Below are 16,257 nucleotides of genomic sequence, written 5' to 3' on the forward strand. Positions count from 1 at the left end.
CCCGTGCCGCGTCATGCCGGCAAGGCGCAGTCCTCCCTACGTTTCTCCTTGAAAAGCGGCAGTGCTGCTGCGCGTCACCGCGCGTGCACGTAGGGCAAGCCGTGAACTGCAAAAATGCGTGCTTTGCGCAACACTCACCAGCGAGTGCGACGCATTTTGCCGAAATACAGAGTTTCCAGTTGCCATCCTAGCTGCATATGCGTAGCTTAAGTCCGAATTGATTGCGCGAAAGCGCATCGGAAAGTATCCTGGAGAGGGAGAGGACATCGTGAGGAAACTGCTCGCCGCTACGGCATTGAGCTCGCTCGCCTTTGTTGCAGCACCGGCATTCGCGCAAGATTTGCCGCAGGATTCCGCGCAAGACACTGCTGCCGAAAATACCTCGGGTATCGGCGAGATCGTCGTCACTGCGCAGAAGCGGGCCGAAAACATCCAGAACGTGCCGATCGCCATCTCGGCGGTGAGCAGCCAGTTCCTCGAGACGCGCGGGATCACCTCGATCGACAGCCTCGGCTCGATCGCGCCGAACGTGAAGTTCGAACGTGCGCCATCGAACAAGACGATTTCGCAGATCGCCATCCGCGGATCGGTGACGATCAACCCGGCCGTGACCTGGGAACCTGCCGTCGGCCTTTACCTGGGCGGCGTCTACATTGCCAAGGCGCAGGGTTCGATCTTCGACGTGGCCGACCTGGAGCGCGTTGAAATCCTGCGCGGTCCGCAGGGCACGCTTTATGGCCGCAACGCGCTGGCCGGTGCCGTCAATCTCGTGCCCAAGGCGCCGAGCGGCGAACTGGGCGTGAAGGGCGAGCTGACTTATGGGAACTACAATTACTGGAAGGGGCGCGCCGTGGTCGATCTTCCGGCGATGGGGCCCTTCTCGCTCAAGCTTTCGGGCCAGATCCAGAAGCGTGACGGCTTCATCAGGCTGACGCCCAATCCCTATCCCCAAGCGGTAGCCGCAGGCCCTGCGCGCACCGGTCGCACCAATGACCTCGACGGCAAGAGCGGCATGGTCCAGCTGCGCTTCAAGCCTGAAGGCAGCAACTTCACCGCCGACTACATGTTCGACTATTCGAAGTTCGATCAGCGCCCGGACTATGCGCAACTTGTGCGGGTGAACCGAAATGGCAACCCCGAAGACATCTTCGACCCCAATTCGCCCGGCTACGCCTTCGGCGGCGCTTTCTTCCCGCTCAACCTTTATGACCGGGCCGACCGCCAATCGACCGCATCGCTCGACGCCAACCCGCTTTACGAACGTTCGCGCACGTATGGTCATGCACTGACCCTGGCGCTCGATCTCGGCGGCGCCACGGTCAAGTCGATCACCGCTTACCGCAACCTCAAGTGGGCGGACTCGCTCGACCTTGACGGTTCGCCGCTTCCGGTGGCGCTGACCCAGCGCGACACCAGTTTCCACAGCTGGAGCCAGGAACTGCAGGTTTCCGGCCAGGCGATGAGCGACAGGCTCAAGTATGTGGCGGGCGTGTTCTATTACAAGGAAAAGGCCGAAACGCTCGGGCCGCAAAGCTTCTTCGGCGGCGGTGCGTCCTACCAGTCCGACTACGGTTCGAACACGGAAGCATTCGCCGTGTTCGCGCAGGTCGATTACGACATCACCGATGCCCTGAAGCTGACGCTGGGTGGACGCTACACGCACGAGAAGAAGGACGTGCGCCGCTTCCTGCGGGTGAACTTCGATGCGGCCAATGGCATCTTCGCGCCCTTCGTTGTGGCGAACATACCCTACGGCGGCGTGCCCGATGCGACCTTCAACCGCTTCAATCCTGCGATCACGCTGGCTTACCAGGCGAACGACAACATCAACCTCTATGCCCGCTTCGCGCAGGGCTTCAAGTCTGGTGGTTTCAACGGCGAAACGAACGATTTCCGCGCGCCCACCGCGTCTTGCCCGACCGGGGCAATCGAGCTGTGCAACCCCTATCGCCCGGAAACGGTCGACAGCTACGAAGTCGGCATCAAGACCAAGCTGGCCGATGGCAAGGTGATCTTCAACGTCGCCGGCTTCTGGGACGAGCACAAGGACATCCAGCTTTCGGTCTTCACCGCCAACGGTGCGGCAGCCTCGGTCGTCAAGAACGCAGCTGCCGCGCGCATCCGCGGCTTGGAAATCGAGACGGTGATCCGTCCGGTCGATGTGCTGACGATCAACGGCTCGCTCGCCTTCCTCGACCCCAAGTACAAGAGCTATATCGAGGCGGTGAACGGCGTCGACACCAACGTCGCCGACAACCGTGCCTTCCCGCACACACCCAAGACCACGGCGGCAGCGGGCGTCGACCTGCGCGTGGCGCAGGGTGACTGGGGCCGCTTCAACGTGAACGGCGATATCAACTACGTCTCCAGCTACTACACCTTCCCATATGCATTGCGCACGACCAACCCGTCGGACCAGAACGCCAACAACACCAAGTCCAGGGGCCGCACCATCGTGAACCTGCGCGCCGCAGTTTCCGAAGTGCCGCTGGGCGGGGCGAAGGCTGAATTGGCGCTGTGGGTCAAGAACCTGACCAAGGAGCGCGATCCTTCCAACTTCATCGACTTTGGCCCGGGCTTTGGCGGCCTGACGGTCGGGTATTTCCCCGATCCGCGCACTTACGGCCTCACGCTGGGCGTGAAGTTCTAATGCTGTTCGCAGGGAAAAAGGCGCTGGTAACCGGTGCGGCATCGGGCATCGGCCGCGCCACCGCTATCCGCTTCGCTGCCGAGGGCGCGTCGCTGACCATCGGTGATCGCAATCTTGCGGGGCTTGAGGAAACGGCCGCGATGATCGCCGCCGCTTCGGGCACGGCGCCGGTGGTGCAGGCCTACGACGCCACCGACTATGCCTCGTGCCGCGCGCTGGTGGACACCGCCGCGCGCGAAGGGCTCGACATCGTCTGCAACATCGCTGGCTTGCTGAAGTGGGGGCGTTCCGAGACTTTTGCGGCAGAGGATTTCGACCTGCTCATGCACGTCAACGCGACGAGCGTCTTCGTGATCTGCCAGGCGGCGATGCCACATCTGCTCAAGAGCAAGGGCAATATTGTCAACACCGCGTCCACCGCCGCGCTGCAGGGCCAGCCCTACAACGCTGCCTATTCGGCCTCGAAGCACGCGGTGGCGGCGATCACCAAGGGGCTGGCCATCGAATATGCTGCCGCAGGTGTTCGCATCAATGCGGTCTGCCCCGGCCATGTGATCACGCCGATGACGGAGAACACCCCTCCGCCCGAGGGCGTGGACTGGGCGCTGATGATGCGCAACGCGCCCAAGTTGCTCGACGGTTCGTGCGCGCCAGAAGACATCGCGGAAATGTTCGCCTTCCTCGCCAGCGACAAGGCGCGCAAGATCACCGGATCGCTGTTTACCGTCGACGGCGGACAACTGGCAGGATGACAGCATGACAGACCTTTCCGCCGAAGCCAGCAACCTCAGCCACGTCTGGCGCCGGTTCTGCAGCGAACTGGCCGAGGCGGGGGAGGTTCTGGCACGCCCATCGAGCCCGACCAGCGCACTCGATCAGGCCGAGGGTCTGCGGTATCTCAGCCGTCTGGCGCGCACCGCGCTCAACATGCTGGTCGACAGCGCGGACCCGGATTTTCCGCGCCTGTTCCTGTTGTGCGACGACAAGATCAAGATCGGCGCCGACAACCCCGACAACCTCTACCAGCAGTGCGTAGTGCGGGGCGATCGTACCTATCGCATCACCGGCAAGCGCAATACGGTCCCCTACTTCTCGATCGGCAGCAAGGCCAACCGCTATGCCATCGACGGGACGATGGCTTCGACTGGCGAGATCGAATTCGCGCAGATGGAGTTCGGGCCTGACGGCACCTTCGAGATCGTGGTCAGCCGCGATCCGCAGCCGGGCAACTGGCTGCCGATGGCAGACGACACCACCTTGCTGATCGTGCGCCAGACCTTTGACGACAAGCAGACGCAGACCCCTGCCGACATCAAGGTGGAACGGATCAGTGATGGACCGACAGCGCCCGCGCTGCTCACGCCCGCATTGATCGAACAGCAACTCATGGCCTCTGCCGCATGGGCGCGGGGCACGGCCAATACCTTCGCCAACTGGTCCGAATGGTTCAAGGCGCATCCCAACCAGTTCTACGATGCGCCGCAGGAGATTTTCTGGAAGGCGGGCGGCGATCCCAATATCTGGTACGGCCACTTCTACTTCGACCTCCAGCCGGGCGAGGCGCTGGTGATCGAAACCCCGGTGCCGGACTGCCGCATGTGGAACGTCCAGATCGACAACTGGTGGATGGAATCGCTCGACCACGTTCACCAGAAGGTGTGGCTCAACAATTCGATGGCCAGGCTGGAACCGGACGGCAGCGTGATCGTGGTTTGTGCCGATGCTGATCCGGGGTTCGGCAACTGGGTCGATCTTGCCGGGCATCGTTCCGGCACAGGCCTGTGGCGCTGGTTCAACGCAGCCGAGAACGTGGTACCGAGGATGCGGGTGGTGAAGCTCTGACGATCTTGTCGGGCGCCCCAGCAGGTGCCATCTCGGCCACTGAATACACCGCCGGGAATGACAATTGACCCAGACTGCAGACCGCCTTCCGACGTTCTTCCTCAACCATGGCGGCGGCCCGTGGCCATGGATGGACGGCCCGATGCGCCGGGCATACGACCAGCTTGAAGGTTCGCTGCAGGCTGTCATCCCATCCTTGGGGGCCATGCCCAAGGCCATCCTCGTGGTTTCGGCACACTGGGAAGAGGCGGTGCCGCACGTTTCGACCAACGCGGCGCCACCGATGCTTTATGATTACTATGGCTTCCCAGAACACACCTATCGCATACGCTATCCCGCTCCCGGGAGTCCGGAGCTAGCCGGTCGAGTCAGCCAGTTGCTACGCGCCGGGGGCATGGACTGTCGCGGGGACGCGAAGCGCGGCTTCGATCACGGCACCTTCTCGATGATGCAGCCGATCCGGCCCGAGGCGGACATTCCAGTTGTCCAGCTTTCAGTGCTGACCAGTTTCGACGCCGCCGAACACATCGCCATGGGCCGCCTCCTTGCGCCGCTACGCGAGGAGGGCGTGCTCGTATTGGGCTCGGGACTGTCGTATCACAATCTGCGCAATTTCGGGGTGAAGGGACAGGCGGCGTCGCATGCCTTCGACCGCTGGTTGCGCGACAGACTTTCCGGGGTCGATGGCGATCAGCGTGCGATCGCGCTCGAGCGGTGGATGGATGGGCCTGCGGCCATGCAGGCGCATCCGCGGCCCGAGCACCTGCTGCCCTTGCATGTCATCGCCGGAGCTGCCGGAGCAGATCCATGCAGCGTCCAGTTTCACCAGGACGATTTCTTCGGCGGCCTTGCCGTGACCAGCTTCCGGTTCGGCTAGACGATCAAAGGCCGGGCAATCCGACAAAGGCGGCCCATGCCAGCATCGGCCCGATGCCAACGATGATTGCGGCATAAAGCAGCAGCTTGCGCAGCATGGCAGGGCGTTCGTCTTCGGGCGCATTGCCGACGATCAGTGCGCCGTTGGTGGAAAACGGTGAGGTATCGACGATGGTGTTGGCAATGCATATCGCCGCGACGACCGGCATGACGGCGATGTGACCGCCAGCGAGAACGGGCAGGCTTAACGGGATGATGACCCCTAGCAGCGCCGTCGACGAAGCAAAGGCCGAGACGACGCCGGCAAGATAGCATAGCAGAAGAACTGCGAGACTGGCCGATCCGACCTGCCCGATCAGTGCGCTGATTGCATCGAGCGTGCCGATTCTGTCGAGCAGGGTCACGTAGATGACGATGCCTGAGATGAGCAGGATGGTGGACCAGTCAACCTGCTTGAGCGCACCCTGCTGCGTACGCGGCGCAACCATTGCGAGCGCGAGGATCACCATGAGTGCCATGAACCCGATCTCGACCTTGAACAGCAGCGCGCCGGCGGCGAGGGCTAGCAGGCCGGCAAGCGTCCACGCCCCATCGCGGTCGAGCACCGGCACTTCAACATGGCCTTCGTGGTTCGTGCCTGCCACCGCCTCGCGCCGGGCATAGAACAGCCAGACCATGAGGGCGATTGCGGCATTGAAGGCCGCGCTGGCGATGAACAGGTATTGCGCATCAGGCTCGATGCCGCTGCCGGTGAGGACCTTGGCGGTGATGCCGCCGTAGATCGAAATGGGCGAGAAGCTTCCTGCCTGGGCGCCGTGGACGACGAGCAGGCCCATCATCAATGGCGAAAAGCCGTGGCTGCGCGAAAAGCGCATGGCAATCGGGGCGACGATGGCGACCGCAGCAGGCCCGACAGCGCCAAGCGCCGTCAGCACGCCGGCGACGAGGAAGACAAGCAGCGGCAAAAGCGCCGTATGACTGCCCAGCAGCCCCGCCGCGCGCGCCACCAGCCAGTCTATCGCGCCATTCCTGCTGGCAATCCCGAACAGATAGGTGATGCCGAGCAGGGTCAGGAACAGGTCGGCAGGAAAGCCTGCCAGAACCTCCTTCACCGGCAGTCCTGCGCCGAATACGCCAAGCGCCAAAGCTGCTGCGAAGCCGATCAGCCCCATGTTTACCGGCAACCACACTGCCGCCACGAAGATCACGACCAGAATCGCGATCGACAGGATCAACATCTCTCATTCCCCTCCCGCACGTTGCCCTAGCTGGCGAAGAGTGCGGCATATTCCTGTCTTAGCAGTGCCTTCTGCACCTTGCCCATGGTGTTGCGCGGCAATTCATCAACGAAAACGACCGCGCGCGGCTGCTTGAAGCGGGCCAACCTGTCAGCCAGAGCGGCAATGACCCTATCGGCATCGAGCGTCGGGTCGGTCGCCTTCACCACGGCAACGACGGCCTCGCCCATGTCGGCGTGGGGCACGCCGATCACCGCGCTTTCGGCAATGCCGGGGATCTCGTCGAGCACGGCTTCGACTTCGGCCGGATAGATGTTGAAGCCCCCGGCGATGATCAGATCCTTGGCACGGCCGACGATATGCACATAGCCTTGCGGGTCGATGTAGCCCAGGTCGCCGGTGATGAAGAAGCCATCGTCGCGGAATTCCTCGGCAGTCTTCTCAGGCATCTGCCAGTAACCGCGAAACACGTTGGGTCCTTTGACCTCGATCACGCCAATCTCGCCTTGGGGCATTTCGACTCCGCTTTCGGGCTGGGCAATGCGCAAGATCACGCCCGGGAGCGGGAATCCTACGCTGCCCGGCTTGCGCTTGCCATCATAGGGATTGGAAGTGTTCATGTTGGTTTCGGTCATGCCATAGCGTTCGAGGATCGCTTGCCCGGTGAGAGCGGCAAAATCCTTGTGGACCTCCGCCGAGAGGGGCGCCGAACCTGAAATGAAGAGGCGCATATGGCTGACAAGCTCGCGAGTGAAACCGGCATGGCCCAATAACCGCGAATAGAAGGTCGGCACCCCCATCAACACGCTTGCCTGCGGCATCAGCCTGACAAGTTCATCAGCATCGAACCGCGGCAGGAAGATCATCGCCGAGCCCGCCGCGATCGTGACGTTGGTTGCCACGAACAAGCCGTGCGTGTGAAAGATCGGCAGGGCATGAAGCAACCGGTCGGCGCTGGTGAAGCGCCAATAATCGAGCAGGGTCAGCGCATTCGAGGCCAGGTTCGCATGGCTCAGCATTGCTCCCTTGCTGCGCCCGGTTGTGCCGGAGGTGTAAAGGATCGCAGCGAGGTCGTCCGGCTGCGGAATGTGGCGCGGGAAGGCTTCGGGCTGGCCTGCCGCGGCTGCGACGAGCGTTCCGCCGGTGCCTTCTGCGTCGAGCGTCAGCAGCGCAGGCAGGCCAAGCTCGCTGCACAAGTCCGACATGGCCGCCTCATCAGTGGTGCGGCACAGAACGAGGGCGGGGCGCGCATCACCAAGGAAGTAGCGCAATTCGCCTATCGTATACGCAGTGTTGAGCGGGAGGTAGACAGCGCCCGACAGCAGCGCGGCCAGCCAGGTGAGCAACGCTACCTGCGATTTCTCGACCTGGACAGCCACACGGTCGCCCGGCATCACGCCATTGGCGCGAAATGCATGGGCGATCTGGGCAGCGCGAACTGCGGCGCTACGGTAACTCAGCTCTGCTCCATCCGGACCGATCAGGAAGGGTGCATCTGGTTGAGATTCGCAATGGCCCAGAAACAGGCTGAGGATGTCGTGCGGCGCACCGTAAGGCAATTGGCAGGTCCTTGAGCAGGACTCGGGAACAGGTTGTTTCCGGAGTGTGTGTATGCAAGAATTCCATAATCACACTATCGGGCATGCATCAACATGATTTCGGAAAATGACCACGCCGGCGGGATGCTGCGTTCGGAGCGCATCCGCCTCGCGCTTGCGGACGAAATTACCAGCGGCATTCTGGCGCCCGGCACCCAGCTGGACGAGCAGCAACTGGGCGACCGGTTCGGCGCCTCGCGCACGCCGGTTCGCGAAGCCTTGCGGCAATTGGCCGCGGAGGGACTGGTCGAAATGCGACCGCGGCGCGGTGCGGTCGTGGCCGCGATGACGGCAGAGCGGGTGTTCGAGATGTTCGAACTCTCAGCGGAAATCGAAGCGCTGTGCGTGCGCCTGGCGGCGTGGCGAATGACCCCTCTCGAACGGAGCGCGCTGAGGAAAATCCACGAAGAATCGGCCATTTTGGTGGAGAATGGCGATGTGGAGGAGTACGACCGACTGAACTGGCGGTTCCACGATGCGATTTATGAGGGAACCCACAACACCTTCATCGTGGAACAGGCAAAGCTCCTTCGTGAGCGCATGGCCGCCTTTCGCAGAGCGCAGTTGCGACAGGGTGGACGACCCGCGCGGTCGCGCAACGAACACGGCGAACTGGTCGAGGCCGTAATGCGTGGCGATGGGGAAGACGCGGCCAAACTGATGCGTGCGCACATGTTCAACGCTTCGAACGCGCTCGAAGGATACGCTCGCCTTTTCACCAGTCCCGACGTGCAAGGCTGACGATACCCTCAACAAGGCCAGTGGGAACTGGCAACAATTTTGGCTTGCGCTGTCAAAACAAGTATGCAAGGCAAGAGGCATAACGACCGCGCGCATACATTGCAGCGGCTGAGAGGGATGCCAGAACCAAGCCACAGGGGCGATATGTGAGCCCTGGCGCCCCCTCTGCTGACAGCGCTGTCGATAAGGGTGCAGGTTTCAAAAGGGAGGATTACGATGAGAAAACTGCAGTTCGCGTGCTTGGCATCGGCACTGTCTCTGGCGGCTACGTCTGCCTACGCCCAGGATGCGAGCGAGGCGCCGACAGATGGCGACATCGTCGTCACGGCAAACCGCACTTCGTCGCTGCTGTCCAAGACCCCGATTGCAATGACGGCCGTCGGCGGTGACGATCTGATCGCCTCGGGCATCACCAACCCGACGCAGCTTGAGGAAAGCGTTCCCAACCTGTCTATCGTGCGCGGCAACGGCCTGCAGATCACCATTCGCGGCGTGACCAGCACCGACGGTACCGAAAAGGGCGATCCTTCGGCGGCCTTCATGGTCAACGGCGTCTATCTGGCGCGTCCGCAGGCTCAGGAAGTCTCGTTTTTCGACATCGAGCGCGTAGAAGTGCTGCGCGGCCCGCAGGGCACGCTCTATGGCCGCAACTCGACGGCCGGCGTGGTCAACATCCTCACGGTTCAGCCCAAGTTCGAATTTGGCGCACGCGCCGATGTTTCCTACGGCAATTTCAACGCGCTGAATGGTACTGCCGTCATCAACGTCCCGGCTGGCGAAACGATTGCCTTCCGCGTTGCCGCGAACATCGACCAGCGTGACAGCTATCTGATCGATGGCGCACCGAACGATGGCGTGACGCTCAACAAGTTCAAGGACAACAAGTCTGTCCGCCTGTCAGCACTGTTCAAGCCGACCCCGGACCTCAGCCTTCTGCTTGTCGGTGATTACAGCAAGGTGAAGGGCAACCCCACCAACGGTGTTCCCACCACGCAGTTCTATAGCAACATCACGAGCGGCGGTCGCCAGAACTTCAGCGCGCCAACCTATCTGGGCGCCGATCCCGATGTCGCCCGCACGTTGAGCCGCACGCAGGCGCAGCAGGCCTTCCGCAACAACGAGGAAAAGGGCGTGATGGGCGAGCTCAACTATACGTTGGGCAATGTCACGCTGACCTATCTCGGGTCATACCGTGAATCGGAACGCAAGGAATTCAGCAACGCCGCCAATGGAGCGTTCTCGGCGGACTTTGCGGGCAAGTACTGGCAAACCTCGCAGGAAGTCCGTCTCGCTTATGGTGGTGATGGCCCGCTGCAGGCGCAGATCGGCGGATACTACTTCAAGGAAAAGTCAGGCATTGCCTTCTTCCTGAACAACCTGCTGGGCGCCAACACGCGCTTCGGCTTCCCGCAGGACCCGACAATTGCCGAGAACAAGTCGGTCTTCGGGCAGGCAACCTATGAAATTGTCCCTGACCTGAAGATCACGGGCGGCGTCCGCTACTCGCACGACCTCAAATCGCGCGTCGGCAACACGGTGGTCGATTACTACGACAGCATCGGCACATCCTATAGCATCGGCAACTTCATCCGCCGCCAGATCAACCAGAACAACGATGCCAAGCGCACCTTCAGCCGCGTGACCTGGCGGGCGGGGGTCGATTACGACATGTCGCTCGGCCTGATCTTCGCGTCGGTCTCCACCGGTTACAAGGCAGGTGGCTTCAACGATGGCTGCGAGATCGGCAAGGGTGCCAACTGCGCATTGCCCGCAGAAGCGCTTTACTATGATCCCGAAACCCTTACCGCCTATGAAGCAGGCTTCAAGTTCCGCTTCAGCCCGGCATTCCGCCTCAACGGCACGATCTTCCACTATGACTATGCAGGCCTGCAGCTTTCGCAGCTGTCCGACATTTGCGGTGGGCCTTGCCAGGTTACGACCAACGCTGCGAAGGCGAAGGTTGATGGCGTGGAGCTTGATGCCCAGATCCAGCCTTCGGATCGCTTGACGGTCAGGCTGGCGCTGAACTGGCTCGATGCCCGATATGACGAATATGCTCCTGCCTACAACGATACTTCGGTCACGCCGAATGTACGCCGCTCGGTGAATTTCGCCGGTCGTGCGCTGAATCGCAGCCCGAAGTGGAGCTGGGTTGCCGGGGCGAACTATGTCCTGCCGGTGGGCGAAGGGCGCATCGTGTTCGACGCACAGACTGCGGCCCGCAGCCGTTACGAAGTGACCGACCTCGCCAACTTTGCCTACTTCTACCAGCCGGCAGCGACGAAGACCGACGTCTCGGTGACTTACAGAGCGCCGGAGGATCGCTTCTACTTCGCCGCATTTGCCGAAAACCTCGAGAACAACCTCGTGGTAACCGGAGCAAGCACCGGGCTGTTCGGTGCTGTCACTTTCGCCGATCCGCGCACCTATGGTGTCCGTGCCGGCGTCAAGTTCTGACGGGAGAAACTCCCTCGCCGACTGGCATGAGGGCAAGTCGGCAAACGGGCGGGCGGGGCTATCTGGCCTCGCCCGTTCGCATTCCAGAATCTCGGAACGATAAGTTTCCGGAAGCCCCCGCCTGATAATTCCCTGTGGATCTTCGGCTCAGCTTTCCACGCGGGGTTCCACCTGAATTAGCGAGACAGCTGTGCGGCGAGGCTGGGTCAGCATGAAGTGCGTAGCAACCGCAATGTCTTCTGCACGAAGCATCTTCTGGGCATTGATGGCATTGCGCTGATCCTCGTCAGAGTACTCCGGATACTGGAAGTCGGCGCCGGTCAGCCCCGGTTCGATCAGGCCGACCTTGATGTCCTTGGGTGCCATTTCTTCCCGGAATGCGGCGGCAAAGCCCTGGACGCCAGACTTTGCCGCGACATAGACCGAGCTGCCCTTGCCGCGAGAGACTGCCGACATCGACCCGATCAACACGATGTCGCCACCGTTGCCCATCCGCCGCGCCGCTTCCCGCGATGCAACCACATAGGCGACCAAATCGGTTTCCAACTGATAGCGCAGTTCCCCTTCGTTGACGTCCATCGGGGTCTGCGCGGGAACTGCAGCGTTGATGATTGCAACATCGATCGCACCGCCCAATGCTGCGTCGGCAGCACTCCAGAACCGGCGCATGTCCTCAGGCCGTGCCAGGTCGACCGCAACGCCATCGCCCTTCCCGACGTTGTTGATCCGCTCAAGCGCATCGGCAAGATGCTGCTCGTCGCGGCCGCAGATGAATACGGATGCTCCTTCGCTGGCCAGAAGCACGGCGATCGCGCGGCCAATTCCCGTTGTACCTCCGGTAACGACCACCCGCTTGCCATCAAGGCTCGGTTGCTCGGTGTGCGCATCGTCGAGATCGAGGGCAATTTGGCCAGACATGAAATTCTCCGCGTCAGCAGCTCCGACAGAATGCCGGACGCTCGCAAGAGAACTGCATGAGATGGGCGGCGGTTTCCCGGATCAACCGGCTTCAGCCAGCATCCGTCGCATCAGGAGGATGGCCACGCTTGCAACAGCTGGCAATACTCGTCGAAACGGAGGGGTTTCGAGATGACGAAACCCTGCAGCGTATTGCAGTCGTTCTCTGCCAGCCAGCGCCGCTGTGACTCCAATTCGACACCTTCGGCCACCGTTTCCGACCCCAGCATCTTGGCCAGACCGATGATGCCCAGCACGATCTTCTGGTCGGGGCCAGACTCCGCCACGCGCTGGACGAAGCTGCGGTCGATCTTGATGGTGTCCACGGTGCAGGCCTGCAGGTGGGCGAGCGAGGAGTAACCAGTGCCGAAATCGTCCAGAGCAACGGCGATGCCGCGGGCATGCAGAGCCTTCACGATGGAATCGGCCTGTCGCGTATCGGTAATGACCGACGTTTCGGTCACTTCCACCTCAAGCAAATGCTCGCTCGCACCATAATCGGCAAAGATCCGCGAAATCCTGGCGGGCAGATCGGGGGTGAATTCGGATGCACCAATATTGACCGCCAGGCGAGGGGGGAGGCCCTTCTTCACCAGAGCCAGTTGCGCGACCGCTGCTTCGCGCAGGACCCAGTCGGTCAGATGCGAAAGCAGACCCGCGCGTTCGACCACGGGTATGAATGTTGCCGGAGAGAGATGCCCGAGCAACGGGCTTTCCCAGCGGACCAGCACTTCGGCCGACAAGGGACGTCCGCTCTCCGCGCAGACCTTGGGCTGATAGCAGACGTGCAGCTGGCCCTGTTGCAACGCCGATATCAGCTCGGCACGGATCGAACTGGCCAGACGCATGTCGGACATGGCCGCCCCTTCGAGCTGGAGCAGTCGCCCACCACCCTCGCGCCGCAGAAGTCGCGCGGCTTCCATCAGACGTTCAAGCAGGGGTTCCCCGCACTTTGCCATGCCGATCTCGGCCGTCACCGCCGAAAGGGAAAGACGCGACCGCACCCAGGTCAAAGGCTTGCTGTCGCGAACCTTGAGTTCGACCAGCGGCTGCAAGGCTTGCTCCAGAACAGCGAGGCTGTTGCCGATCACCGCCCAGGCATGGCCGTGCACTTTGAACACTTCAAGACCGGCCCGCCTCGCCATCCTGTCGATCAAGGTCTGGATCCGGCCTTCGCCTTGTCCTTCGAACCTGCTTGCCAACTCGGGCTGGCTGTCGATCTTCACCACTGCCACCGCTTCGCCCGGTCTGGCGCGGGAAAGTCGGGCCAGGAAAGTCGCACGTCCGTCCGGGTCCGGTTCCTCCCGCGCTGCGGCGTGGCGCTGGGCGGCATTCTGCAGGTGGCTTTCGACCGTGGCGATCAACAGGTCATAATCGACTGGCTTGACCAGATAGTCATCTGCCCCTGCACGCCGACCCGAAATCATTGTCGTGCGATCATTGAACGCGGTCAGAAACACGAACGGAACAAGCGACTGCGCATTGCGGCGCGCCCTCAGGGTTTCAAGAAGCTCGATGCCGTTCATCCCAGGCATCTGCACGTCGCAGAGCACGAGATCGGGCAATGCTTCGTCCATCCGGGCAAGCGCAGCCTCGGCGTTCTCCGCCTTGTCGATCTGGAATCCGTGGTCGGCCAGTTCCTCTGCAATGTCGCGCAGGATCTCTGGCTCGTCCTCGACACAGAGAACACGGAAGTCCTTGGGTGAGAATGCACTCATCACGCCGCCTCCCAGAATTCGGTCGTCGTGACCGTCGCCAGTGGCAGACTGGAGCTCACCACTGTCCCTTGTCCAGGCGTCGACTGGATGTCGAGCAGCCCGCCGTTGGCGTCAATCAGGCTGTTGGCAAGATAGAGGCCCGTGCCGGCGCCGGGAACGGCCGTGCTGTTCGACCCGCGATAAAAGCGCTCGCGCACCAGTGGGAGCTCCTCAGCCGGTATGCCGGGGCCCTGGTCATGCACCGATATGATGCAACGCCCTTCTTCGATCTGCGTTTCGATCCACACCTTGCCGTCTCTCGGCGAGAATCGGCAGGCGTTTTCGAGGATAGCGACGAGCGCGGAGTGGATCAGCTGGCGATCGACAAACAGGGCCGTGCGCTCGACGTCGTCGTTGATGCGAATTTCAATGGCGCGCTCACTGCCTGTCGAGGCAACCGCTTCGCGCAGAATACTGCCCAGAGCAACCGCTGCAGGGCGACACGTCGTCTGCCCTTCTTCCATGCGTACCAGTTGCAGCGCGCTTTCCATCACGTCACGGATGCGCGAAACGGCGCGGCGGATCATGTCGGACCGTTCCACGACGGTGTCTTCCGTAAGCCGTGACGCCCGCCGCTTCAGGATCTGGCCGCTGCTATCGATCACGGTGAGCGGCGTGCGGAATTCGTGGCTGAGGATGTTGATGAACCGCCTCTGGCCCGTGGTGATGCGGCGTTCGGTATCATACGAACGACGCACTTCGGCTTCCTGGGCCACGATCCGTTGATGCGCTTCGCCAAGCTTCTGGCCCATTTCCACCAAACGGCCTGAAAGGTTGTCGACTTCGCTCACGCCGAACTTTGGCGCGGTCTGGTTGTATTCGCCTGCACCGATCCGGTCCATGAGCTGCTCCACTTCGCGCAAGGGCCGGGCAAGGCGTCGGCTCATCACCCGCGCGCGCCAGACGAGGAAGGCGAAGAACACCACGTAGAAGGCAAGCAGGATCAGCAGCATGATCACGCCGACAGTGACCAGTTGATCGTGCAGCGAATTCGCGTCAGCCAGGATCTGCGAAGCGGGTGCCAGCACCACCAGCGTCCAGCCAGGACCAGCAACCCTGGCATTCGTGGCCAGCATGTCGCGGCCGCCCAGCATGACGTGGCTTATCCTGGAGGAGCCACTGCCGACCGCCTGCGCAAGTGCCTTCAGTTCGGGGCGGCGGGTGATGTTGAACTGGTCCGGCTTGAACGTATCGGACCGTATCGCATCGGCGTACTTGTGGTCCTTGAGTTCGGTCAGCCCAAGATCCTTTTCGCCTGCCGGCGGCAGGGCGAGGATGGTTCCGTCTCGCCCCACCAGCATCGCGTAGCCCTGCCAGGGCAGGTTGAGCGAGAGGATGCGGCTGACCACGGTATCCAGCGTCATGTCGATCCCCACGACGCCCTCCAGCCGCTTCTCGCTGTATACCGGCGCAATCGACGAGACCATCCAGCCCGAACCTGCCGGATCGACATAAGCATCGGTCCAGACCACCTTGCGTTGCGGGTTATGCTGCGAATCCGCTTCGTAGTAGAAGTTGTACGTGGGGATGTTCATTTTCGGCGCGTACTGGCTCAGCACGTCGAAGTACGGGTAGATGCGATTGTAGCTGTCCCAGGTATTGAGATAGACCTGCCGCACCAGCGGCGATGCAGCCTTGATGTGGCGCATGGTGTGATCGAGCCGCGTGGAGCGCCAGACTTTTTCGATCTCATCCGCGCCGACGGGATGATAGCCGCTGTAGAATGCGGCAGCATCGTCGGGGCGCCCTCGTGTTGTGTGAAATACCCTGTCCGAACCGATGTGATACCGTGCCTTTTCCTCTGGGGGCGGATCGTAGGGCGTAGCCAGCGCTTCGCCAGCTTCCGCGCCAAGAAGGCGCGTCATGCCTTCGACACCACCGAGAGTGGCGGTGATGTTTGCCGATTCACGCGCGGCAATGTCCGTCAGGTACTTCTCCGAGACCGCCGTTACCGTCGCGACATTCTGCTGATACGTGAAGTTCCCCATCGCCCAGTAGCTCAACAGAAAGCCCAGTTCGATCAGGCAAAGCGGTATGACGGCGGTACGCAGATAGGACGCGCCGAGCCAGCGGGCCAGCGTGGTTTGCCTGCCTTGACCTTTTCGTGCGAGTCCTGCGAACACCCGTTGTTCCTTGCTGAC

At 61.9% G+C, this 16,257-nt stretch carries 11 protein-coding genes; 6 read left to right on the forward strand and 5 right to left on the reverse strand.

The annotated features are described in order from the left end of the window. Positions 1 to 268: 268 nt before the first annotated feature. From IM701_RS15645 to IM701_RS15660, 4 genes are all read left to right on the forward strand, one after another. Entirely contained in the window at positions 269 to 2,650 is a 2,382-nt protein-coding gene (locus tag IM701_RS15645; protein WP_193828691.1) for a TonB-dependent receptor, read from the forward strand. Next, complete coding sequence (locus tag IM701_RS15650; RefSeq protein ID WP_193828692.1) at positions 2,650 to 3,402, forward strand: SDR family NAD(P)-dependent oxidoreductase; 753 nt, start codon at positions 2,650 to 2,652, stop codon at positions 3,400 to 3,402. The genes IM701_RS15645 and IM701_RS15650 overlap by 1 nt, the downstream gene beginning before the upstream one ends. Positions 3,403 to 3,406: 4 nt before the next feature. Next, positions 3,407 to 4,492 carry a DUF1214 domain-containing protein gene (locus tag IM701_RS15655; RefSeq protein WP_193828693.1) on the forward strand — a complete coding sequence of 362 codons (1,086 nt, stop codon included), beginning with the start codon at positions 3,407 to 3,409 and terminating at the stop codon, positions 4,490 to 4,492. Between the two features lie 64 nt (positions 4,493 to 4,556). Continuing rightward, a complete protein-coding gene (locus tag IM701_RS15660; RefSeq protein ID WP_231735401.1) occupies positions 4,557 to 5,369 on the forward strand; it encodes a class III extradiol ring-cleavage dioxygenase in 813 nt (270 codons plus the stop codon). A 4-nt stretch (positions 5,370 to 5,373) separates the two neighbouring features. Here IM701_RS15660 and IM701_RS15665 read toward each other — a convergent pair whose 3' ends face one another. After that, a complete protein-coding gene (locus tag IM701_RS15665; RefSeq protein WP_193828694.1) occupies positions 5,374 to 6,606 on the reverse strand; it encodes an SLC13 family permease in 1,233 nt (410 codons plus the stop codon). A 26-nt stretch (positions 6,607 to 6,632) separates the two neighbouring features. Next, a complete protein-coding gene (locus IM701_RS15670; protein ID WP_230487908.1) occupies positions 6,633 to 8,165 on the reverse strand; it encodes a malonyl-CoA synthase in 1,533 nt (510 codons plus the stop codon). Positions 8,166 to 8,258: 93 nt separating this feature from the next. Here IM701_RS15670 and IM701_RS15675 point away from each other — a divergent pair, with 93 nt between their 5' ends. Together IM701_RS15675 and IM701_RS15680 are read left to right on the forward strand one after the other, a co-directional pair. Further along, positions 8,259 to 8,945 carry a GntR family transcriptional regulator gene (locus IM701_RS15675; RefSeq protein ID WP_193828695.1) on the forward strand — a complete coding sequence of 229 codons (687 nt, stop codon included), beginning with the start codon at positions 8,259 to 8,261 and terminating at the stop codon, positions 8,943 to 8,945. Between the two features lie 216 nt (positions 8,946 to 9,161). Beyond that, positions 9,162 to 11,402, forward strand: a complete 2,241-nt coding sequence (locus tag IM701_RS15680; RefSeq protein ID WP_193828696.1) for a TonB-dependent receptor — start codon at positions 9,162 to 9,164, stop codon at positions 11,400 to 11,402. 147 nt (positions 11,403 to 11,549) lie between these two features. On the opposite strand, the gene IM701_RS15685 is transcribed toward IM701_RS15680, so the two are convergent. The 3 genes from IM701_RS15685 to IM701_RS15695 form a co-directional block, all read right to left on the reverse strand. Continuing rightward, positions 11,550 to 12,320: an SDR family oxidoreductase gene (locus IM701_RS15685; RefSeq protein WP_193828697.1), complete on the reverse strand. Its 771-nt coding sequence runs from the start codon at positions 12,318 to 12,320 to the stop codon at positions 11,550 to 11,552. A gap of 110 nt (positions 12,321 to 12,430) precedes the next feature. Next, positions 12,431 to 14,077, reverse strand: a complete 1,647-nt coding sequence (locus IM701_RS15690; RefSeq protein WP_193828698.1) for an EAL domain-containing response regulator — start codon at positions 14,075 to 14,077, stop codon at positions 12,431 to 12,433. Further along, on the reverse strand, positions 14,077 to 16,239 hold the full coding sequence (locus tag IM701_RS15695) for a sensor histidine kinase (RefSeq protein ID WP_230487909.1): 2,163 nt from the start codon (positions 16,237 to 16,239) through the stop codon (positions 14,077 to 14,079). Before IM701_RS15695 ends, IM701_RS15690 begins: the two co-directional genes overlap by 1 nt. Positions 16,240 to 16,257: the final 18 nt, after the last annotated feature.

The sequence above is a fragment of the Novosphingobium sp. ES2-1 genome, from assembly GCF_015169775.1.
In the GTDB taxonomy this organism is placed as follows: Bacteria; Pseudomonadota; Alphaproteobacteria; order Sphingomonadales; family Sphingomonadaceae; genus Novosphingobium; species Novosphingobium subterraneum.

Excerpts from the sequence above, each read along its gene's own strand:
- IM701_RS15685 (WP_193828697.1), bottom strand. The coding sequence starts at position 12,320 with ATGTCTGGCCAAATTGCCCTCGATCTCGACGATGCGCACACCGAGCAA.
- IM701_RS15675 (WP_193828695.1), top strand. The coding sequence starts at position 8,259 with ATGATTTCGGAAAATGACCACGCCGGCGGGATGCTGCGTTCGGAGCGC.
- IM701_RS15655 (WP_193828693.1), top strand. The coding sequence starts at position 3,407 with ATGACAGACCTTTCCGCCGAAGCCAGCAACCTCAGCCACGTCTGGCGC.
- IM701_RS15690 (WP_193828698.1), bottom strand. The coding sequence starts at position 14,077 with ATGAGTGCATTCTCACCCAAGGACTTCCGTGTTCTCTGTGTCGAGGAC.
- IM701_RS15650 (WP_193828692.1), top strand. The coding sequence starts at position 2,650 with ATGCTGTTCGCAGGGAAAAAGGCGCTGGTAACCGGTGCGGCATCGGGC.
- IM701_RS15665 (WP_193828694.1), bottom strand. The coding sequence starts at position 6,606 with ATGTTGATCCTGTCGATCGCGATTCTGGTCGTGATCTTCGTGGCGGCA.
- IM701_RS15680 (WP_193828696.1), top strand. The coding sequence starts at position 9,162 with ATGAGAAAACTGCAGTTCGCGTGCTTGGCATCGGCACTGTCTCTGGCG.